This window comes from Burkholderia cepacia, from assembly GCF_029962485.1.
GTDB lineage: Bacteria > Pseudomonadota > Gammaproteobacteria > Burkholderiales > Burkholderiaceae > Burkholderia.
The window spans coordinates 680858-700088 of record NZ_CP073637.1; the positions used below are offsets into that span (position 1 = coordinate 680858).

The window sequence follows — 19231 nt, forward strand, 5'->3', positions numbered from 1 at the left end:
GGCACCGCCCGCGACTGGCGCGGGCAGGGGAAGGGAAGACGGAAAACGAGCATTTTACCGTATTCCCATGCCCCGCCGATTTGACCCGGTTTGAGTGGCGCGACTGTGCGCGCCGCGCGTCAGTTGCGCTGGCCGAACATCATCTGGCGCGCGATCACCTTCTTGAGCGGCGGCACGAATTCGAGCGCGGTCAGCGCGGCGCCGCGCAGCAGCGGAAGCGGGCCCGAGTCGATCGTAAACAACCGCGCCAGCGTGTCGGTCGCGCCGATCGTGAAGCGCCGGTCGAGCGCGCGGCGCGCGTTGAAGGTCGCGAGCGCGGTTGCTTCGAAGCCTTGCGCGGACAGCGTGTCGACGAGCGTATGCGCATCGCGCAGCCCGAGGTTGAGCCCCTGGCCCGCGACGGGGTGCAGGGTTTGCGCGGCATTGCCGACGATCGCGACGCGGCCGCTCACGAGCGTTTGCGCGGCGTTCAGGCCGAGCGGGAACGACGCGCGGCCGGCGATGGCGACGAAGTCGCCCATGCGTGCGCCGAACGCGCTGCCGAGCTCGCGCAGGAACGCGTCGTCGGGCAGCGCGGCGCGTCGTGCCGCTTCGTCGGGCGCGCAGCACCAGACGAGCGAGTAGTCGGCCTGGCGCGGCCCGCCGAGCGGCAGCAGGGCGAGCGGGCCTTCATGCGTGAAGCGCTCCCACGCGACGTTCGGGCGCGGCGCCGATACCGTGACCGTGCCGACGAGCGCGGTCTGCCCGTAGTCGCGCCGATGCTTGGCCGTGTCGGCCTGCTGTTCGTGGAACAACCCGCCTTCGGCGTTGATGACGATGCGCGCGCGCAGCGTACGTTCGCCCTGCGGGCCGTCGAGCGTCAGCGTGACGCCGTCGGCATCCTGCCGCGGCGCGCGTGCGGTGGTCGACGTGAGCCAGTCGACGCGCGTGCCGCGCACGGCGCCCGCGAGCGCCTGCACGATCGAGCCGTAGCGCACGACGTAGCCGAGCGCGGCGAGGTCGTGCTCGTCGCGGTCGATCAGCGTGCGGCCGAAATGGCCGCGCTGCGACACATGGATATGTTCGATCGGCGTCGCATCGGCGGGCCACGCGAGCGTGTCGAGCAGCACGCGGCTGCCGTGCGACACCGCGATCGCGCGCGGGTCGTTCGCGCTCGCGGCCGGTTCGCGCGCATCGATCAGCGCGATCGATGCGTGCTGCGTCGCGCTGCGGCGTGCGAGCCAGCCGGCGAGCGCGAGCCCGACGGGGCCCGCGCCGACGATGGCGAGGTCGTAGTCCGGCGTGGCCGGGGAGGAAGCGGTCGTCATCTTGATTCGTGAAACGGTGGTAACGGTCGGCGGCCGGTCATGCGCCCGCGCGCATCAGCGCTTCGATCTCGTCGGCGTCGACGGGCACGCCGCGCGTGATCAATTCGCAGCCCTGCTCGCGCACGATCGCGTCGTCCTCGATGCGGATGCCGATGTTCCAGTACTCGGGCGGCACGTCGTCGGCGGCACGCACGTACAGGCCGGGTTCGACCGTCAGCGTCATGCCGGGCTTCAGCGTGCGCCACGGCAGCGCGCCGTTGCCGTCGCGCTCGGCGAGCCGCTCGCGGTAGTCGCCGCAGTCGTGCACGTCCATCCCGAGCCAGTGGCCCGTGCGGTGCATGTAGAAGCGCGTGTACGCGCGCTCGGCGATCACGTCGTCGACCGTCGAGAAGCGTGACTTCGGGATGATGCCGGTGTCGAGCAGCCCCTGCGCGAGCACGCGCACGGCCGCATCGTGCGGCGCTTCGAACGGCACGCCCGCGCGCGTCGCATCGATCGCGGCCTGCTGCGCAGCGAGCACGATGTCGTACAGCGTGCGTTGCGCGGGCGAGAAGCGCCCGTTGGCCGGGAACGTGCGCGTGATGTCCGACGCGTAGCCGTCGAGTTCGCACGCGGCATCGATCAGGATCAGGTCGCCGTCCCGCGCGGCCGCGTTGCCGGCCGGGTAGTGCAGCACGCATGCGTTCGCGCCGGCCGCGACGATCGAGCCGTACGCGGGCGACTGCGCGCCATGCTTGCGGAACAGGTACAGCAGCTCGGCCTCGAGTTCGTATTCGCGGATGCCGGGGCGGCACACCTGCATCGCGCGGCGGTGCGCGAGCGCGGAGATGTGCGCGGCGCGCATCATCGTCGCGAGTTCGTGTTCGTCCTTCACGAGCCGCATGTCGTCGAGCAGCGGCGTGAGATCGAGCAGTGCGTCCGGCGCGGCGACGCCCGTGCGCGCCTGCGCGCGCACCGCATCGATCCAGCCTGCAAGCTGGCGGTCGAAGTCGGCCGACGCGCCGAACCGGTAGTGCACGGTGCCGGCATCGGCGAGCAGGCGCGGCATTTCGGTGTCGATCACGTCGACCGCGAATGCCGCGTCGAAACCGAACGCGTCGCGCGCGGCGTCGGGTCCGTAGTGAAAGCCTTCCCAGATCTCGCGGTCGACATTCTTGCCGCGGCAGAACAGGATCGACTCCGGCGCGCCGTGCGGTGCAGCCGCGTTCAGCACGAGCACGGCATCCGGCTCGGTGAAGCCCGTCAGGTAATGGAAGTAGCTGTCGAACCGGTACGGGTACGTCGTATCGCGGTTGCGCAGCAGTTCCGGCGCGGTGGGAACGATGGCGACGCCGCCGCCCGCGGCACGCAGTGCGGCAAGCACGCGTTCACGGCGCTGGCGGTAGACGTCGACGGCGATGGCGGTATCGAGGGGCGCATTCATCGTGCGATTGTAGCGCCGCGGGACGCCGCGCGTGAAAGAGGGGCGGCGAGTCGCGCCGGACGGCCCGCGCGGCGGTTGTTGCAAACCATCCACAGGCCCGACGGCCGATTTTCTGTCGTGCGACGCTGGCCGGTTATGATCGGCGACAACGTATACTCTCGGCGGTTCCCAAAAAGAAGGCAGATGATGAAATTAATCGGTTCGCTCGGCAGCCCGTACGTCCGCAAGGCGCGGATCGTGCTTGCTGAAAAGAAGATCGACTACAAGCTGGAGCTCGAGAACGTGTGGGCGCCGGAGACGAATATTCATGCATCGAATCCGCTCGGCAAGGTCCCGTGCCTCGTGATGGAGGATGGTGCCGCGGTGTTCGATTCCCGCGTGATCTGCGAATACGTCGATACGCTGTCGCCGGTCGGCAAACTGATTCCGCCGTCGGGCCGCGAGCGTGTCGAGGTCCGTTGCTGGGAAGCGCTGGGCGACGGCGTCCTCGACGCCGCGGTCGCGATTCGCATCGAACACACGATGCGCGACGAGGCGCAGCGCAGCGCGAGCTGGATCGCGCGCCAGCAGCGCAAGATCGACGACGGTCTCGTCGCGATGTCGCAGGGCCTCGGCGGCAAGACATGGTGCGTCGGTAATCATTACACGCTCGCCGACATCGCCCTCGGCTGCGCGCTCGGCTACCTCGACTTCCGGATGCCCGAGCTCAACTGGCGCGACCGCCACCCGAACCTCGACAAGTATTTCGTGAAGCTCCAGCAGCGGCAATCGTTCGCCGATACGCTGCCGCAGAACTGAGCCGCCGGCCACGCATTCGCGCATTCGGCAGACAAAAGAAAAGCGCCCCGCGGGGCGCTTTTCTTTTTGCCGCGCGGGCCGCCGCGTGAGCGGGGCGGCCCGCGTGCGTCACTCGATCGACGCGTACACGGCTTCGCCGAGCGTGAACGAATCGCTGCGCGCGATGGGCCACCACTTGTCGTACAGCGTGAAGCCGCAGGTCTGGCCGTCGAGCAGCGCGCCGGGCTTCAGGTACTTCAGCAACTGCGACATCAGCCGCACCTCGTGCGGCGCAACCCGCTGCACGATGTGATGCGCGCGCAGCTCGGACGGATGTCCGAGGCCCGCCGCCTGCACGAGCTCCTGCAGCGCATGCAGCGTATTGCGGTGGAAGTTGTACACGCGCTCGGCCTTGTCGGGCACGACGAGCGCGCGCTGGCGTACCGGGTCCTGCGTCGCGACGCCGGTCGGGCAGCGGTCGGTGTGGCAATGCTGCGCCTGGATGCAGCCGACCGCGAACATGAAGCCGCGCGCCGAGTTCACCCAGTCCGCGCCGATCGCGAGCGTGCGGGCGATGTCGAACGCGGTGATGATCTTGCCGCTCGCGCCGATCTTCACGCGATCGCGCACGCCGATCCCGACGAGCGTGTTGTGCACGAGCAGCAATCCTTCCTGCAGCGGCACGCCGACGTGGTCGGTGAATTCGAGCGGCGCGGCGCCGGTGCCGCCTTCCGCGCCGTCGACGACGATGAAGTCGGGCACGATGCCGGTCTCGATCATCGCTTTCGCAATGCCGAAGAATTCCCACGGATGGCCGATGCACAGCTTGAAGCCGGTCGGCTTGCCGCCCGACAGCGTGCGCAGCCGGTCGACGAATTCGAGCAGCCCGCGCGGCGTCGAGAATTCCGAGTGCGTCGCGGGCGAGATGCAGTCCTTGCCCATGGGCACGCCGCGCGTCTCGGCGATTTCCGGCGTGATCTTCGCGGCCGGCAGCACGCCGCCGTGGCCGGGTTTCGCGCCCTGCGACAGCTTCACCTCGATCATCTTGACCTGCGGATCGGCGGCCTGCTTCGCGAACTTGTCGGGGTTGAACGTGCCGTCGTCGTTGCGGCAGCCGAAGTAGCCCGACGCGATTTCCCAGATGATGTCGCCGCCGTTCTCGCGGTGGTACTTCGACAGCGAGCCTTCGCCGGTGTCGTGCGCGAACCCGCCTTTCTTCGCGCCGAGGTTCAGCGAGCGGATGGCGTTCGCGGACAGCGAGCCGAAGCTCATCGCCGAGATGTTGAAGATCGAAATATCGTACGGTTGCGCGCGATTCGCGCCGACCCGGATGCGGAAATCGTGGTTCGGCAGCTTCGTCGGCGCGAGCGAGTGGCTGATCCATTCGTGCGCGACGGCCTTCACGTTCAGCTCGGTGCCGTACGGGCGGTTGTCGGCGACGTTCTTCGCGCGCTGGTACACGAGGCTGCGCTGCGCACGCGAGAACGGTTTCTCGTCGGTGTCGTCCTCGACGAAGTACTGGCGGATTTCAGGTCGGATGAATTCGAACAGGAAGCGGAAGTGGCCCCAGAGCGGGTAATTGCGAAGGATCGCGTGACGGTCCTGGTTCAGGTCGTACACGCCGAGCGCGACGAGGGCGACGGGGATGATGATCCACAGCCAGGAAAGCATGTGGGCCGACGCGAGCGCGGCCGCTGCGACGAGCAGCAGGACGGCACACCACATCGCCAGATAGCGTCGTGAAAGCATGGGGACTCCGTAAGAATCTTGAAATACCGCCATGCGTACGCTGCGCGGCGGCGCGCCGGCCGCGGCGGAATCGTGTCCCGCCGGGCGCGGCGTGGCGCAAGTCTAAACCGAATATGTGTCAGCGTGCGTCGGCGAGTGCCGGCGCGTGGCCTTCCGCCGGCGCGGCCTGACCGGGCTGGCCGGCTGCCGCAAGCTCGATGATGCCGCCGCCGAGACAGATCTCGCCGTCGTACAGCACGGCCGACTGGCCGGGCGTGACGGCCCACTGCGCGTCGTTGAACGCGAGCGAGAAGCGGGCTTCGCCTGCCGGGCCGGGGGCGGCGGCGCCGATCGCGGCCCGGCCGAACGCGCATGCCGCATCGGCCTGCCGGTAGCGCGTCTTCGCACCGCACGCGAAGCCGTCTGCCGGCGGCTCGCCGGCGACCCAGCTCACGTTGCCGGCGACGAGCTCGCGCGACAGCAGCCACGGATGATCGTGGCCCTGCACGACGTACAGCGTGTTCGACGCGATGTCCTTCGCTGCGACGAACCACGGTTCGCCGCTGCCGCTCTTGCTGCCGCCGAGGCCGATGCCCTTGCGCTGGCCGAACGTGTAGAACGCGAGGCCGATGTGCTCACCGACCACCTTGCCGTCGGGCGTCTTCATCGGGCCGGGCTTCGTCGGCAGGTAGCGGTTCAGGAAATCGCGGAACGGCCGTTCGCCGATGAAGCAGATGCCGGTCGAATCCTTCTTCTTCGCGTTCGGCAGCCCGATCTGGGCGGCGATCTCGCGCACCTTCGTCTTCGGGATCTCGCCGAGCGGGAACATCGTTTTCGACAGTTGCGCCTGGTTCAGCCGGTGCAGGAAGTACGACTGGTCTTTCGTATGATCGAAGGCCTTCAGCAGTTCGAAGCGTCCGTCGCGCTCGCGCACGCGCGCATAGTGGCCGGTCGCGATCATTTCCGCGTCGAGCGACATCGCGTGGTCGAGGAACGCCTTGAACTTGATCTCGGCGTTGCACAGCACGTCGGGGTTCGGCGTGCGGCCGGCCGAGTATTCGCGCAGGAACTCGGCGAACACGCGGTCCTTGTATTCGGCGGCGAAGTTGACGGCTTCCACGTCGATGCCGATCAGGTCGGCCACCGACACGACGTCGATCCAGTCCTGGCGCGTCGAGCAGTATTCGCCGTCGTCGTCGTCTTCCCAGTTCTTCATGAACAGGCCGACCACGTCGTAGCCCTGTTCCTTCAACAGCCACGCGGTCACCGACGAATCGACGCCGCCCGACATGCCCACTACTACGCGGCGCTTGCTCATTTGTTGACCGCCTGACGTTCGAATGCTTCGGGGCGCGGCGCGACCGAATGCGTGTGCAGGAAATCGAGCGGAATGCGCCGCCCGGCGAGATAGTCGTCGACGCAGCGCATGACCGCGGGCGAGCGATGCCGCTCGCTGCACGCGCGCAGTTCGTCGGCCGTCATCCACAGCGTGCGGACGATGCCTTCGTCGAGCACGTGGCCCGCGACCGGCTCGCCGGCCGTGCCGCAGAACGTGAAACGCAGGTAGGTCGCGCCGGCGGTGCCGGGGCGGTCGTAATGCGCGAGGTAGACGCCGACGAGTGCGTCGGGCGTGAACGGGTGCGCGGTTTCCTCGAGCGTTTCGCGGATCACGGCGTCGGCCAGCGTTTCGCCGGCCTCGAGATGGCCGGCCGGCTGGTTGAAGCGCAGGCCCGTCGAGGTTTCCTCCTCGATCACGAGAAAGCGGCCGGCATGCTCGACGAGCGCGGCGACCGTTACATGCGGGGTCCAGATTTCGGGTTTCATGGTTCGGCATTTTACCGGTTGCGCCTGAACGCTGCCGGCCGCTCTCGTTAAGTGAATCCGACCCCGTAAGCCTCGCGTCCTGCCGATGGGCTGCGACGCGGGCCCGGTTGGCGCGGCATCCGTGCACGATCGATCGTGCGGAACGTGGCGGCACGGCCGCCGCCCAGGGTGAAAAGCGGCGTCAACGCGGGGTCCTGCGTGCGCGGCACGCGCCGTCGGCGCGCTGGCGACGCCACGGCGCCTTCGTTCATGGCTCGACGAGGCGCGCGACGCACGCGGCGATCGTGTCGCGGACGCGCACGATTGCCGGGTCGCGCTGCGTGCTCGTGCGCCAGCCGATTTCCACCGGATAGCGCGGCAGGTCGACCGGGCAGGCGAGCGCGCGCAGCGGCGTCGATTGCGCGATCGTGCGCGCCGCGTGCGCGGGAATCGTCGCGACCGCGTCGGAACCGGCGAGCAGGTACGGCAGCGCGGCGAAATGCGTGGTCGACGCCGCGACGCGCCGCTTGTGGCCGAGCGCGGCCAGCGCCTCGTCGACGATCCCGATCACGCCGCCCGACGATACGAGCAGGTGATCGCGCTGCAGAAAATCGGCAAGCGTCAGCGTGCGCGGTGGCCGCGTGCGGGCGGCCGGATCGATCAGGCACGCATAGCCGCCCGCCGCGACCGCGCGCCGGCTGAGCCCGCTCGCCGAGAACCCGCCCGACGCGATCGCCAGATCGACGCCGTGCCGCAGCAGCGCGTCGCCGGCGATGCCGCTGTGGGTCTGCCGGAAGATCAGCCGGATACCTGCGGCTTCCCGCGCGACCGCGTCGATCAGCGCGCGGCCGAGCGCGATCTCGAAGTCGTCCGACAGCCCGACCGAGATCGTGCGGCCGACGCGATCGCCGCTGTCGGCCGCGATCGCGAGGCTTTCGCGGCAGCGGTCGAGTGCATCGGACAGGATCGGCTTCAGTTCGTCCGCGCGCGGCGTCGGCGCGAGCCCGCGGCCGGTGCGCACGAACAGCGGATCGGCGTAGATCACGCGCAGCCGCGCCAGCGCCGCGCTGACGGCCGACTGCGTGAGGTCGAGCCGCAGTGCCGCCCGGCTCGCGCCGCCTTCCTCGTACAGCGCCTCGAACACCTTCAGCAGGTTCAGGTCGAGACCGGCGATATCATCCGCATTCATGACACATATCTTTCTATCGATTTGATCGATGACATCTTATCGATAAAGATGGCGGCACCCCATTCACCGGAGTCGCCACCATGTCCACGTCAGTCATCGCCGCATTGCAGATCGGCGCATCGCCCGCCGGCACGCGCGCCACGCTCGACACGATCCTCGGCTACGAAACCGCGATCCGCGACAGCGGTGCGTCGCTCGTCGTGCTGCCCGAGGCCGTGCTCGGCGGCTATCCGAAAGGCGAGATCTTCGGTACGCGGCTCGGCTACCGGCTGCCCGAAGGCCGCGACGCGTTTGCGCGTTACGCCGCGCAGGCGATCGACGTGCCGGGGCCGGAAACCGACGAGCTGGCCGCGCTGTCGCAGCGCACGGGCGCGAGCCTCGTGGTCGGCGTGATCGAGCGCGGCGGCAGCACGCTGTACTGCACGGCGCTGTTCTTCGATCCGCGCGACGGGCTCGTCGCGAAGCACCGCAAGCTGATGCCGACCGGCACCGAGCGGCTGATCTGGGGGCAGGGCGACGGCTCGACGTTGCCCGTCGTCGAAACGGCCGCCGGCCGCGCGGGCGCCGCGATCTGCTGGGAGAACCACATGCCGCTGCTGCGCTGCGCTATGTACGCGAAAGGCGTGCAGATCTGGTGCGCGCCGACCGTCGACGAGCGCGAGCTGTGGCAGAGCTCGATGCGGCACATCGCGCATGAAGGGCGCTGCTTCGTCGTGAGCGCGTGCCAGGTGCAGCCGTCGCCGCGCGCGCTCGGCATCGACGTGCCGGGCTGGGATCCCGAGCGGCCGCTGATCCGCGGCGGCAGCGTGATCGTCGGGCCGCTCGGCGACCTGCTGACGGAGCCGCTGATCGGCGAGGCCGGGCTCGTGACCGCGCGCATCGATACCGATGAACTCGTGCGGGCGCGATACGACTTCGACGTCGTCGGCCACTACGCGCGGGCGGACGTGTTTTCGCTGCACGTCGACGAGCGGCCGAAGCGGCCGGTGGTGTTCGGCGGGTAAGGCAGGAAGGGCCGGGCGCCGCACGACGGCCCTGGGGAACGAACGGCGGCGGCGCGCAGCCTCGCGCCCGCCACCGTGCTTGGTCAGCGCATCGGTGCTTCCGCGATCCGCATGTAGTCGGCGATCCGCCGTCCCTCCATGTCCGGAAACTGCTCGTGCACGGTGATGTCGCCCATCCGCGCGATGTCGAAGGTGCGGAAATCGTCGCGCAGCTCGCACCACGCGCCGATCGTCCAGCGCCCGCCCCAGTAGACGAGCCCGAGCGGCCATACGCGGCGTTGCGAATGCGCGCCGAGCCGGTCGCGATAACCGAAGCTGACGATGTGGCGCGTGTCGATGGCCTGGTGGATCGCGTCGACCTTCGCACAAAACGTCTCGTCGATGTGGAACGACGGCGCGAATACGGGCAGGCGGTCGAGTGCCGTGCGCTTGTCAGCCGGCATCGCCGACGCGATCTTCGCGAGCGCCGAGCGCGCGCCGCTCGCGAAGCGTGCACCGCCCCAGGTTTCGAGCATCCGCGCGCCGGTGGCGAGCGCTGCAAGCTCCTCGGCCGTGAACGTGAGCGGCGGCAGGCTCGCATTGCGGTTCAGCCGGTAGCCGATGCCGGCTTCGCCTTCGATCGGCACCCCTGACAGTTGCAGGTCGCGCACGTCGCGATAGACCGTGCGCGGCGACACCGACAGCCAGTCGGCCAGCTGCTGAGCGGTCGTGAGACGACGCCCGCGCAACAGCTCGGCGATCTGGAACAGGCGGTCGGCACGGCGGGTCATGACAGCACCTCGATTCCTCTGGCTACGGGGACTTCGCGATGATAGCGCCGCGCCGGCCCGCTGACCGGCGCGCTCAGTGGCATTTCGGCGCGTGCAGGCCGACGCGGTTGCCTTCGGTGTCGATCAGGTAGCCGACGTAGCCGTAGTTGTTCGGCAGCTCGACGACCGTGCCCTGCACGACGCCGCCCGCGCGCTTCACGCGTTCGAGCGCCGCGACGACCGATTCGCCGGCGTTCAGGTAGACGAGCACGCCGTTCGCGCTCGGCTTCATCTGCTGCGGATCGAACACGATGCTGCCGCCGGTGCTCGACGCATCGCGATCGAACGTGGCCATCGGCACGCCGCCGATGATTTCCCGCTGCAACGTGGTTTGCAGCACGGTTTCGTAGAAGCGGATTGCCCGTTCGAAATCGAGGGACGGGATGTCGAACCACGCGATCGCGCGTTCCAGGGTTGCGGTGGCCGTTGCGGACGTCATGACGAGCTCCTTGTTGCGTTGTTATTCGGGTTCGGTGTGGAAACCAGCCTGCATTGCGCCGGGATTGCAGTGTGATCGCCGGCTGCTGACACCGTATTGTCAGTAGAGTTGTCATCCTTGACATGCAACCATTTGGTTGCATAATAAAGCCATTGACCTGGGAGCGGCATGGATCTCGTTTTCAAGGCGCTGGCCGATGCCACGCGCCGTCGGTTGCTGGACCTGCTGCACGCAAAAAACGGCCAGGCACTGTCCGAGCTGTGCGACGGGCTCGCGATGAGCCGGCAGGCCGTGAGCAAACATCTCGCGCTGCTCGAGGCCGCGAACCTCGTCGCGACGACGTGGCGCGGCCGGGAGAAGCTGCATTACCTGAATCCGGTGCCGATTCACGACATCGCGGAACGCTGGATCGGCAAGTTCGAGCGTCAGCGCCTGCAAGCGCTGGCGGATCTCAAGCGCGGGCTGGAAGCGGCCCGCGAGTCAGGAGACGACGATGGGTAATCCCGCCTTTGTGTACGTGACCTTCATCGCAGCCACGCCCGAGCGTGTGTTCGATGCGCTGACCAATGCCGAGCTGACGAAGGACTACTGGGTGCGGCATCGCAACGCGTCGCCCGACTGGCAGCCGGGTTCGCGCTGGGAACATCAGGATTACGACGATCCCGCGCGGGTCGATATCGTCGGCGAAGTGGTCGAGAACGATCCGCCGCACAGGCTGGTCGTCACGTGGCGGACGCCGTCGGGGGAGAGCGGGGAGTCGCGCGTGACCTACGTCGTCGAGCCGCACGAAGGCGTCGTGAAGCTGACCGTCACGCACGACGGGCTTGTGCCCGGTTCGGAGATGGATCGCGGGATTCGCGGCGGGTGGCCGGTCGTGCTGTCGAGCCTCAAGACACTGCTCGAGACAGGGCAGGCGCTGCCGTTCACGATGGGGCGCTGGGAGTGCTCGAAGCACTGAAACGAAACGCCGCCGTTGCCGCGGATGCGGTCACGGCGGCGTTTCAGGTGCCGCTGCGGGGCCGCGCCGGCGGCCCCATCGCGGTCATGATGCGGGTTACGCGTCGCCTTCCGGCGCGGCCGGGCGCGCCTTCACGCTGCCGGCGATCAGGTCGAAACGGAACAGCCGGCATTCGAGCGCGCCGTTGAACAGCGGCGTCTTCGCCGATTCGCGCAGGCGCAGCTGGCCCGGCAGCGAACGGTCGGACGTCAGCAGGAACGCCTGCCAGCCCGTGAAGCGCTGCTTAAGCGCATCGCCGAGCACGTTGAAGAACTCGCTGTCCGGCGCGTCGGTGTGCGTGCGGCGGAACGCGTCGTCGTTGCCGCGGTTGCGGCCGGTCTCGCGCACTTCGCCGCGCGCGCTGCGGCCGCGCACTTCGATCCGTTCGCCGTACGGCGGGTTCGCGAGGATGATGCCCGGCGCGTCGCACGGCGGCGTCATCCCGCGCGCGTCGACCTGCTTGAGCCACACCGACGGCACGCCCGCGCGCTCGAGGTTGGCGCGCGCTTTCTCGAGCATGTCGCCGGAGATGTCGCTGCCGTACACGCCGAGCGTTTCGTTGCGCTTGCCGCGCGCCGCGCGCTTCGCGTCCAGCGCCGGGACCTTCAGGCCCTGCCACGCGGTGATGTCGTATTGCTTGAGTTTTTCGAAGCCGAACCGGCGTTCGACGCCGGGCGCCACGCCGAGCGCGATCTGCGCGGCTTCCGCGAGGAACGTGCCGCTGCCGCACATCGGGTCGTACAGCGCGGTGCCGGGCGTCCAGCCCGTCAGGCGCAGGATGCCGGCCGCGAGGTTCTCGCGCAGCGGCGCCGCGCCCTTGTCGAGGCGCCAGCCGCGCTTGAACAGCGGCTCGCCCGACGTGTCGAGGTACAGCGTGCACTCGTTGGCGGTCAGGAACGCGAACACACGCACGTCCGGCGCGCCGGTGTCGATGCTCGGGCGCGCGCCGGTCTTGTCGCGCATCCGGTCGCAGATTGCGTCCTTCACGCGCAGCGTCGCGAATTCGAGGCTCTTCAGCGGCGACTTGATCGCGGTGATGTCGATGCGCAGCGTCTGCGTGGCCGCGAACCAGCGTTCCCACGGCTGCTCGAGCGCGAGCGCGTAGACGTCCTGCTCGTTGCGGTACGCGCGGTGCGCGATCTTCAGCAGGACCCGGCTCGCGATCCGCGAATGGAGGTTCGCGGCCATGCCGGCAGCCCAGCCGCCGCTGAAATGGACGCCGCCCGGCACCTGCGCGCCCGCGGTGAACGGCGCGCCGTTCAGGTGGCGGCCGGCGATTTCGACTAGCTCGGCGGCAAGCGCCGCTTCGAGGCCGCGCGGGCAGGGGGCGAAGAATTCGTACAGGGTGGGCGAGGACATAAGGCGGGTGAGGACGTGCAAAAGTCCACCATTGTACGCGGCGCGGGCGGCCGGGGCCGGCGTTTCGGCGCGGCGACGCCGCTGCAACGACCGATTTCGCGCGCCGGGCGGCGATGCGGCGGCGCCCGGCCGGGCACCGCCACGCCGCCGCGGGCTCAGTGCGAGCCCGGCTGACCGGCGCGCGCGGCCTGGCCGCCAGCCGGCCAGAACAGCGCGAGCGGATTCGACAGCACCGTGCGGACGATCGCGGCGACGAGCGCGCGCACCTTGGTCCGGCGCAGGCTGCGCGAGCGCACGGCCATCGTGAACGCGAGCGCGAAGCTCACCAGCACGTTGAGGATCGCCATGCTGAGCACGCCGGCGCCGGCCCACCACAGTTCGGGCGTACTCAGCGCATCCTTGCCCAGCACGCCGAGCGCGATCCCGATCGAGCCGGCCGACAGCGTCACGTGACGCACCTCGAACGGGAACATGAACACGCTGACGATCGCCGGGATGAGGCCGAGCATCAAACCGAGGCCGACGTTCGCGACCACGCCGGCGACGTTCGAGCGGCAGAAGTGCGCGAGCTTCGCGGCGCCGGCCGCACCGAGCGTGAGGCGCAGGCGGCGGTTGTAGGTGAGCGCGTCGCCGACCCGGTGCAGCACGAACCAGTTGTCGGCCCAGCCCGCGAGCAGGCTCGACCCCCACAGCAGCACGCCCGTCAGCGCCGCGTAGAACGGCGTCGGGCCGAGCAGCGAGAACGAGTGCAGCGTCGCATGCGCCTTCTCCGGCGAGATCAGGTTCGCATGCAGCACGTTGCCCGCGAACAGCTGTACGAGCAGGCACACGGGCAGCACGACGAGCACGTTGCCGGAAATCGCGGCGGCCTGCGTGCGGATCAGCGCGATCACCGACGACACGAACGCCTTCACGCCTTCCTCGTGGCCGGTGTCGTCGAGCTCGCGCGCGAGCGTCGGCGCGGTCATCGCGGGCTGCTTGGTCGCAAGCGTGAAGTGCAGGAAGTGCATCAGCATGAAGCTGGCCGCGTAGTTGACGCCCGCGAGCAGCCCTTCGAGCATCGATTGCAGATGCGCGCCCGTGATCGCGAACTTCACGCACACGGTCACGACGGTGACGAGGCCGCCGCCCGCAGCCATCCGCAGCATCTTCAGGTACTCGGCGCGGCCGCGCGAGATGTAGTGCTCGCCGGTGTCCGCGTTGGTTTCGACGAGCTTGCGCGCGAACAGCGAAAAGTTGCTGCGCACCAGGTGCGTGACGCTCTGGCTGTTCTGGTTCGCATCGACGAGCTCGGCCGTCAGGCGCGCCATCCCGTGCAGGTCGTCGCGGGCCATCCACGCGTTCAGCAGCGTCTCGGCGCGCAGGATGCGCATGCGCATCCGCTCGACCTGGAACACGATGTCGACCGACACGCCGTTGCGGTACAGGTGCGAGAACACGTCGTCGACGGCGATCCGGCATTCGTCGAGCAGCACGCGCAGGTAGTTCACCTCGTGCAGCAGCTTGCTCGGGTCGCCGCCGTCCTCGACGGCCGCGTGCGCGGTCTCGACCGCGAGCATCGCGCGCGTGAGGCGGTAGAACGGCTGCGATTCGAGCGGCTTGCGTGCATCGTCGTCGGACAGCCGGCTGCGCACCGTCTGCGACAGGCCGGTCGAACTGATCTGGCAGGTCAGGTTATGCAGCGCGGCCAGCAGGTCGCGCGAGAACGAACCGGGTTCGTGGCGCTCTTCGTCGGTGACGTCGAACGAGATCAGCTCGGCGAGGCGCGCGAGCAGGTCGTCGGGCAGCGCGTCGATCCATTTGGCGTCTTCCGGCGTCGGGAACATCAGCGTGAACAGTGCTGACAGCTCCCGGCGGTTCGGCGCGGGCGGGATCAGCGACGAGTCGATCCGCTCGAACAGCGCGCCGAAGAAACCCGAGTGCACGGGCATGCCGGCATCGCACAGCAGCGAAATGCCGTCGCACTCGCGCAGGATGCCGCGCAGGATGCGCGCGGCGTGCGCTTTCCAGGCGGGGTTGCGGTCGAGCACGTGGAACAGGTAGCGCAGCCGCGCATGGGCCGGATACGCGCGCGTGTCGGCGTCGTGATCGGCAGGGGTGTCCTGCGCGGCCTGCATCGTGCCGGTGCGGCGCAGCCAGTGCGCGAGCTCGATCAGCCATTCGCTGCGCTCGGCGTACGACGCGTCGGCGTCGGCGTGCGCGAGCAGAGCATCGAGCTGGTGACCGGCATTGCGCGACGCGCGCCACTTCTTGATCAGGGTCGTCAGGGAACGAAACATAAACGGAATAGCGAAAGCCCTGGACGGGCGGGTTCGGGATGCCGGCCGGGGAAAACGGCACGGCGTCGGGGAGAACGGGTGAGACGGGGCGGTGGCCGGACGATGCGCGGCGACCCGCGATGCGGCTGCCCCGCTGCGCTGCACGCCGATCGCGTGCGGGCGCCGGGAGGCACGGCGGTCGGGCCGAACGCGGCCCGGCGCCGCTGGCTGGCGCGCACGACGAACGGCGCGAGCCGGAAAGTGCGTAGGATCGTCAATCGGGCCGGAAAACGCAAGCCGACCGCGTTGCGCGAAGCCGGTTCCGGCCGACTTTGACAAACAATGCAAACTCGCCGTTCGGCCGATGGAGGCGATATGCGGGGCCGGTCGTGGCGGCGCGATGCCGCCGGTATCGGCCGCCGATCGCAATCGGATGGGCCACGCAGGGGCGCGCTGCTTCGAACGCCTGCCTGCGCGCCGCCCGCTTACGCGCCGGACTTGCCCGTCGCGCCGGCGTCGCCACCCGACGTCGGGTTGGCCGGGCACGGCACGACCGGCGCAGCGGCCGTCTTGCTGCCGGACGCGGGCGTCGTCGTGGCCGCCGCGCCGCGGCGTGCGGCCATCGCGCGCACGCCGGCTGCCGCCTGCGTCGCAATCACGTCGAGGGCACGCCGATGGCCGGCGACGAGCGCGTCGTAGCCGTCGGCGACCGGTTCCGCGACGCTCGTGCGGCACGTCATCACGGCCTGCGTGGCGAGCGAGCGCACGCTCCACACGGCATCGACCGCCGCACGCTTGCCCGGCCACGACTCGAAGCGCTGCACGTTCACGCTGATGCGATACACGGGCACGCCGGGCGGATACGCGGAATTCGCGACGTCGATCGTGCCGAGCTGCGCGGCGAGATCCTCCGACAGTGCGCGGCGGATCTCGTCGGCGGGCGGCGACGCCCAGCGCTCCTGCTCGAGCACGTCGACCTGCGCTGCGTTCTTCTGCACGACCAGCTGATTCTTCGCGACCTGCTCGGGCACGCCGACGGAGGGCACCTCGATCAGGAACGCCGGGTTGGCCGGCGCGGTGCGCAGCGGCGTCGCGGCGTCGGCCGGGCTGAGCGTGTAGAACCGCGCGGGCGGCGAGCTGCACGCGGCGAGCGCGAGTGCGGCGAAGGCCGCCGCCGCGCCGCTCGCAAAACCCGTTCACGCGGGTCGTCATTGCTTGTCTCCTGGCTTGCCCTTGAGCAGCGATTCGGGGTGACGCTCGAGGTAGTCGGCGAGCGCGTTCAGCGATTGCAGCGTGCGCGTGAGTTCCTTCAGCGCGCCACGCACGTCGGACTGCAGCGGCGAATCCTGCTGCAGCGTCGCCTCGGCGGTCGAGAAGGTCTGCTTCGCGGCCGACAGCGTGTCGCGCGCTTCCGGCGCGACCTGCGTGTCGAGCTGCTTGAACAGCTTGTCGGCGTTCGACAGCGCGCTGTTCAGGTTCGCGCCGATCTGGTCGAACGGCACCTTGTCGAGCTTCTTCGCGATGTCGGCGACCTGCAGCTGCAGTTCGTCGAGCGTGTTCGGCACGGTCGGCAGCTCGAGCGGCTGGCGCGTCGTGTCGATCTTCGCGGCCGGGGCCTTCGGGAAGAAGTCGAGCGCGACGTACAGCTGGCTCGTCAGCAGGTTGCCGGTGCGCAGCTGGCCGCGCAGGCCGTGCTGGACGAGCCGCTCGACGATCTCGCGGCGGGCCGGTTCGCCCTTGCTCTCGATCGTTTCGCGGAAGCGCCGGCCGAGGCGTTCCGGGTACACGTTCATGGTCACCGGCATCAGGAAGTTCTTCGTCTTCGGATCGAAGTCGATGCCGATGTTCGTCACTTCGCCGAGCACGATGCCGCGGAAGTCGACCGTCGCGCCGACGGCAAGCCCGCGCAGCGACTGGTTGAAGTTCATCACGACCTGCAGCGGCTGGCCGTCCGGGTCGCGCATCGCGTCGCCTTCGTCGGAGCCGAGGCGGAACGTCGTGTTGTTCGGCGCCGTCGCGCCGCTGCCCTGGTTCGGCGGCGTCTGGAACGCGATGCCGCCGAGGATCACCGTCGCGAGCGACTGCGTGTTCAGCTTCAGGCCGCTCGAATCGAGCCGCAGGTCGACGCCGCTCGCCTGCCACCAGCGCGAGTTGACGCCGACGTACTGGTCGTACGGCGCATTGACGAATACGTTGAACGTGACGCCCGTGCCGTCCTTGTCGAGCGAGAAGCCGACCACCTGGCCGACCTGCACGCGGCGGTAGTAGACCGGCGAGCCGATGTCGACCGAGCCGAGCGAATCGCCGCGCAGCACGTATTGCGTGCCTTTCTGGTCGCCCGTGACCGCCGGCGGCGTCTCGAGGCCCGTGAAGTCGGTCAGCGTATCCTGCCCGCGGCCGGCGTCGACGCCGATGTACGCGCCGGACAGCAGCGTGCCGAGCCCCGACACGCCGGTCGCGCCGACGCGCGGTCGCACGATCCAGAAGCGCGAGCCCTTGACCGCGAAGTCCTCGGCTTCCTTCTTCAGCTGCACCTGGACGAGCACGCGCGACAGGTCCTTCGACAGCTTGATCGTCTTGACCATGCCGATCTCGACGTCCTTGTACTTGACCTGCGTCTTGCCGGGCTCGAGCCCTTCGGCGCTGTGGAAGCTGATCGTGATTTCCGGGCCGCGCTCGCGCACGGACTTGATCACGAGGCCGATGCCGATCAGCGCGGCGATCAGCGGCACGAGCCAGACGAGCGACGGCAGCCAGCCGCTTTTCGTCGAGATCGTCGGATCGGGCGGCCGGGGCGCGTCGTGCTGCGGGCCTTGTGGACTATTCATGGTGATTCCCTGAGGTTTCGACTGGATCCCAGATCAGGCGGGGATCGAACTGCATCGACGCGAGCATCGTCAGGATCACGACCGAACCGAACGCGAGTGCGCCGGGGCCGGCCGTGATGACGGCGAGCGAACGGAAATGGACGAGCGCGACGGTGAGCGTCACGACGAAGATGTCGAGCATCGACCAGCGGCCGATGCGCTCGACGATCCGGAACAATCGCGTGCGCTGCTGCGGCCGCCACGCGGTGCGGCGCTGCGCGCTGATCACGAGGATCAGCAGCACGCCGAGCTTGAGCATCGGCACGAGGATGCTCGCGACGAACACGACGACGGCGAGCGGCCAGTCGCCCGACACCCAGAAATAAATGACGCCGCTCATGATCGTGTCTTCCTGCGAGCCGACGATCGACGCGGTGCGCATGATCGGCAGCAGGTTCGCGGGAATGTAGAGGATCGCGGCCGCGAGCAGCAGCGCCCAGGTGCGCATGATGCTGTTCGGGGTGCGGAAGTGCAGCGCGGCGCCGCAGCGCGCGCAGTGCGCGTGCGGATGGTCGAGCGTCTGCACGAGCCCGCACGTGTGGCAGCTGGCATAGCCCTCGCGGGCGGCGGTCTGGATCGTCATCGGCGGGCGGCTTCCGCCAGCGGCGCGGCCGGATCGGGCTGCCCGGGCGAGCGCCCGGCGCGCAGGTCGTCGGCGATGTCCCACAGCGTGCGCGGATCGAACATCAGCACGACGGCGATCATCAGCGTGAGCGCGGCGAACGCGAACAGCGCGGCGTCGGGAACGACTCTTGCGAGACTCACCATCTTCACGATCGTGACCAGAATGCCGAGCATGAACACCTCGATCATGCCCCACGGCCGCACGAGCTCGATCGCACGCAGGACCAGGTTGAAACCGGGCGGCACGACGCCGCGACGGATGGGCAGCAGCAGGTACAGCAGCGCGGCCATCTCGACGAGCGGGAACAGCACGGTCGAGCAGAACACCATCACGCCGACGATCGCCATGTCCTGGTGCCACAGCGAATCGATCGCGCCGATCAGCGTCGTCTGCACGCGGTTGCCGTTCACGTCCATTTCGAGGATCGGGAACGCCTGCGCAATCGTGAACGTGATCAGCGCCGCGAGCGCGAGCGCGCAGATCCGCTCGATCTGGGCGGCGCTGTTGCGATACAGCAGCGCGTCGCAGCGCGGACAGCGCGCGATTTCGCGGCCGCTGAGGCGCGGTTTGTGCAACAGTGCGTCGCACTCGTGACAGGCAATCAGGTCGTTTCGTTGCATGGAAAAGGCAGTTGTGCGACGGCTGG

At 69.0% G+C, this 19231-nt stretch carries 17 protein-coding genes and 1 pseudogene; 4 read left to right on the forward strand and 14 right to left on the reverse strand.

Going from position 1 to position 19231, the window contains the following annotated elements; all coding sequences use genetic code 11:
- Positions 1 to 119: 119 nt before the first annotated feature.
- Positions 120 to 1307, reverse strand: a complete 1188-nt coding sequence (locus KEC55_RS03170; protein WP_282506704.1) for a UbiH/UbiF/VisC/COQ6 family ubiquinone biosynthesis hydroxylase — start codon at positions 1305 to 1307, stop codon at positions 120 to 122.
- A 37-nt stretch (positions 1308 to 1344) separates the two neighbouring features.
- Positions 1345 to 2730 (reverse strand): aminopeptidase P N-terminal domain-containing protein, encoded by a 1386-nt coding sequence (locus KEC55_RS03175; RefSeq protein WP_282506705.1) that lies wholly within the window; start codon positions 2728 to 2730, stop codon positions 1345 to 1347.
- Between the two features lie 183 nt (positions 2731 to 2913).
- Between KEC55_RS03175 and KEC55_RS03180 the strand changes: the two genes are divergently transcribed.
- Positions 2914 to 3528 (forward strand): glutathione S-transferase family protein, encoded by a 615-nt coding sequence (locus KEC55_RS03180; RefSeq protein ID WP_282506706.1) that lies wholly within the window; start codon positions 2914 to 2916, stop codon positions 3526 to 3528.
- 108 nt (positions 3529 to 3636) lie between these two features.
- Here KEC55_RS03180 and KEC55_RS03185 read toward each other — a convergent pair whose 3' ends face one another.
- The 4 genes from KEC55_RS03185 to KEC55_RS03200 all read right to left on the reverse strand — a co-directional run bounded on the left by KEC55_RS03185 (position 3637) and on the right by KEC55_RS03200 (position 8227).
- A complete protein-coding gene (locus KEC55_RS03185; RefSeq protein ID WP_282506707.1) occupies positions 3637 to 5256 on the reverse strand; it encodes an FMN-binding glutamate synthase family protein in 1620 nt (539 codons plus the stop codon).
- A 118-nt stretch (positions 5257 to 5374) separates the two neighbouring features.
- Positions 5375 to 6553 (reverse strand): tRNA 2-thiouridine(34) synthase MnmA, encoded by a 1179-nt coding sequence (gene mnmA, locus KEC55_RS03190; protein ID WP_282506708.1) that lies wholly within the window; start codon positions 6551 to 6553, stop codon positions 5375 to 5377.
- Positions 6550 to 7059: an NUDIX hydrolase gene (locus KEC55_RS03195; RefSeq protein ID WP_282506709.1), complete on the reverse strand. Its 510-nt coding sequence runs from the start codon at positions 7057 to 7059 to the stop codon at positions 6550 to 6552. Before KEC55_RS03195 ends, mnmA begins: the two co-directional genes overlap by 4 nt.
- 247 nt (positions 7060 to 7306) lie before the next feature.
- Entirely contained in the window at positions 7307 to 8227 is a 921-nt protein-coding gene (locus KEC55_RS03200) for a LysR family transcriptional regulator (RefSeq protein ID WP_282506710.1), read from the reverse strand.
- 80 nt (positions 8228 to 8307) lie between these two features.
- Here KEC55_RS03200 and KEC55_RS03205 point away from each other — a divergent pair, with 80 nt between their 5' ends.
- Entirely contained in the window at positions 8308 to 9231 is a 924-nt protein-coding gene (locus KEC55_RS03205) for a carbon-nitrogen hydrolase family protein (protein WP_282506711.1), read from the forward strand.
- Positions 9232 to 9314: 83 nt separating this feature from the next.
- Here KEC55_RS03205 and KEC55_RS03210 read toward each other — a convergent pair whose 3' ends face one another.
- Both KEC55_RS03210 and KEC55_RS03215 read right to left on the reverse strand, forming a co-directional pair.
- Complete coding sequence (locus KEC55_RS03210) at positions 9315 to 10001, reverse strand: helix-turn-helix transcriptional regulator (RefSeq protein ID WP_034182756.1); 687 nt, start codon at positions 9999 to 10001, stop codon at positions 9315 to 9317.
- A 73-nt stretch (positions 10002 to 10074) separates the two neighbouring features.
- Positions 10075 to 10479, reverse strand: a complete 405-nt coding sequence (locus tag KEC55_RS03215) for a VOC family protein (protein ID WP_282506712.1) — start codon at positions 10477 to 10479, stop codon at positions 10075 to 10077.
- A 168-nt stretch (positions 10480 to 10647) separates the two neighbouring features.
- Here KEC55_RS03215 and KEC55_RS03220 point away from each other — a divergent pair, with 168 nt between their 5' ends.
- Positions 10648 to 10980, forward strand: coding sequence for an ArsR/SmtB family transcription factor (locus tag KEC55_RS03220; RefSeq protein WP_282506713.1), 333 nt, complete (start codon positions 10648 to 10650; stop codon positions 10978 to 10980).
- Positions 10973 to 11437: an SRPBCC family protein gene (locus KEC55_RS03225; RefSeq protein WP_282506714.1), complete on the forward strand. Its 465-nt coding sequence runs from the start codon at positions 10973 to 10975 to the stop codon at positions 11435 to 11437. The genes KEC55_RS03220 and KEC55_RS03225 overlap by 8 nt, the downstream gene beginning before the upstream one ends.
- A 96-nt stretch (positions 11438 to 11533) precedes the next feature.
- Here the strand turns inward: KEC55_RS03225 and KEC55_RS03230 are convergent, their stop codons facing one another.
- The 6 genes and pseudogenes from KEC55_RS03230 to KEC55_RS03255 all read right to left on the reverse strand — a co-directional run bounded on the left by KEC55_RS03230 (position 11534) and on the right by KEC55_RS03255 (position 19205).
- The gene (locus KEC55_RS03230) at positions 11534 to 12835 is read right to left on the reverse strand and encodes a THUMP domain-containing class I SAM-dependent RNA methyltransferase (RefSeq protein WP_282506715.1); all 1302 of its coding nucleotides are present in this window, start codon (positions 12833 to 12835) and stop codon (positions 11534 to 11536) included.
- Between the two features lie 155 nt (positions 12836 to 12990).
- Positions 12991 to 15114: a site-specific recombinase gene (locus tag KEC55_RS03235; RefSeq protein ID WP_282506716.1), complete on the reverse strand. Its 2124-nt coding sequence runs from the start codon at positions 15112 to 15114 to the stop codon at positions 12991 to 12993.
- 464 nt (positions 15115 to 15578) lie between these two features.
- Positions 15579 to 16305, reverse strand: a pseudogene (locus tag KEC55_RS03240) (PqiC family protein).
- A complete protein-coding gene (locus KEC55_RS03245; protein ID WP_282506717.1) occupies positions 16302 to 17921 on the reverse strand; it encodes an intermembrane transport protein PqiB in 1620 nt (539 codons plus the stop codon). The pseudogene KEC55_RS03240 and the gene KEC55_RS03245 overlap by 4 nt, the downstream one beginning before the upstream one ends.
- The gene (locus KEC55_RS03250; protein ID WP_282506718.1) at positions 17914 to 18543 is read right to left on the reverse strand and encodes a paraquat-inducible protein A; all 630 of its coding nucleotides are present in this window, start codon (positions 18541 to 18543) and stop codon (positions 17914 to 17916) included. The genes KEC55_RS03245 and KEC55_RS03250 overlap by 8 nt, the downstream gene beginning before the upstream one ends.
- A complete protein-coding gene (locus tag KEC55_RS03255) occupies positions 18540 to 19205 on the reverse strand; it encodes a paraquat-inducible protein A (RefSeq protein WP_282506719.1) in 666 nt (221 codons plus the stop codon). Before KEC55_RS03255 ends, KEC55_RS03250 begins: the two co-directional genes overlap by 4 nt.
- Between the last annotated feature and the right edge of the window lie 26 nt (positions 19206 to 19231).

What these genes read in the sequence shown, in the direction of transcription:
- KEC55_RS03205 (WP_282506711.1), top strand. Translation starts at nt 8,308, where the DNA reads ATGTCCACGTCAGTCATCGCCGCATTGCAGATCGGCGCATCGCCCGCC.
- KEC55_RS03180 (WP_282506706.1), top strand. Translation starts at nt 2,914, where the DNA reads ATGATGAAATTAATCGGTTCGCTCGGCAGCCCGTACGTCCGCAAGGCG.
- KEC55_RS03220 (WP_282506713.1), top strand. Translation starts at nt 10,648, where the DNA reads ATGGATCTCGTTTTCAAGGCGCTGGCCGATGCCACGCGCCGTCGGTTG.
- KEC55_RS03235 (WP_282506716.1), bottom strand. Translation starts at nt 15,114, where the DNA reads ATGTTTCGTTCCCTGACGACCCTGATCAAGAAGTGGCGCGCGTCGCGC.
- KEC55_RS03255 (WP_282506719.1), bottom strand. Translation starts at nt 19,205, where the DNA reads ATGCAACGAAACGACCTGATTGCCTGTCACGAGTGCGACGCACTGTTG.
- KEC55_RS03230 (WP_282506715.1), bottom strand. Translation starts at nt 12,835, where the DNA reads ATGTCCTCGCCCACCCTGTACGAATTCTTCGCCCCCTGCCCGCGCGGC.
- KEC55_RS03200 (WP_282506710.1), bottom strand. Translation starts at nt 8,227, where the DNA reads ATGAATGCGGATGATATCGCCGGTCTCGACCTGAACCTGCTGAAGGTG.
- KEC55_RS03225 (WP_282506714.1), top strand. Translation starts at nt 10,973, where the DNA reads ATGGGTAATCCCGCCTTTGTGTACGTGACCTTCATCGCAGCCACGCCC.
- KEC55_RS03170 (WP_282506704.1), bottom strand. Translation starts at nt 1,307, where the DNA reads ATGACGACCGCTTCCTCCCCGGCCACGCCGGACTACGACCTCGCCATC.
- KEC55_RS03195 (WP_282506709.1), bottom strand. Translation starts at nt 7,059, where the DNA reads ATGAAACCCGAAATCTGGACCCCGCATGTAACGGTCGCCGCGCTCGTC.
- KEC55_RS03210 (WP_034182756.1), bottom strand. Translation starts at nt 10,001, where the DNA reads ATGACCCGCCGTGCCGACCGCCTGTTCCAGATCGCCGAGCTGTTGCGC.
- KEC55_RS03250 (WP_282506718.1), bottom strand. Translation starts at nt 18,543, where the DNA reads ATGACGATCCAGACCGCCGCCCGCGAGGGCTATGCCAGCTGCCACACG.
- mnmA (WP_282506708.1), bottom strand. Translation starts at nt 6,553, where the DNA reads ATGAGCAAGCGCCGCGTAGTAGTGGGCATGTCGGGCGGCGTCGATTCG.
- KEC55_RS03175 (WP_282506705.1), bottom strand. Translation starts at nt 2,730, where the DNA reads ATGAATGCGCCCCTCGATACCGCCATCGCCGTCGACGTCTACCGCCAG.
- KEC55_RS03215 (WP_282506712.1), bottom strand. Translation starts at nt 10,479, where the DNA reads ATGACGTCCGCAACGGCCACCGCAACCCTGGAACGCGCGATCGCGTGG.
- KEC55_RS03245 (WP_282506717.1), bottom strand. Translation starts at nt 17,921, where the DNA reads ATGAATAGTCCACAAGGCCCGCAGCACGACGCGCCCCGGCCGCCCGAT.
- KEC55_RS03185 (WP_282506707.1), bottom strand. Translation starts at nt 5,256, where the DNA reads ATGCTTTCACGACGCTATCTGGCGATGTGGTGTGCCGTCCTGCTGCTC.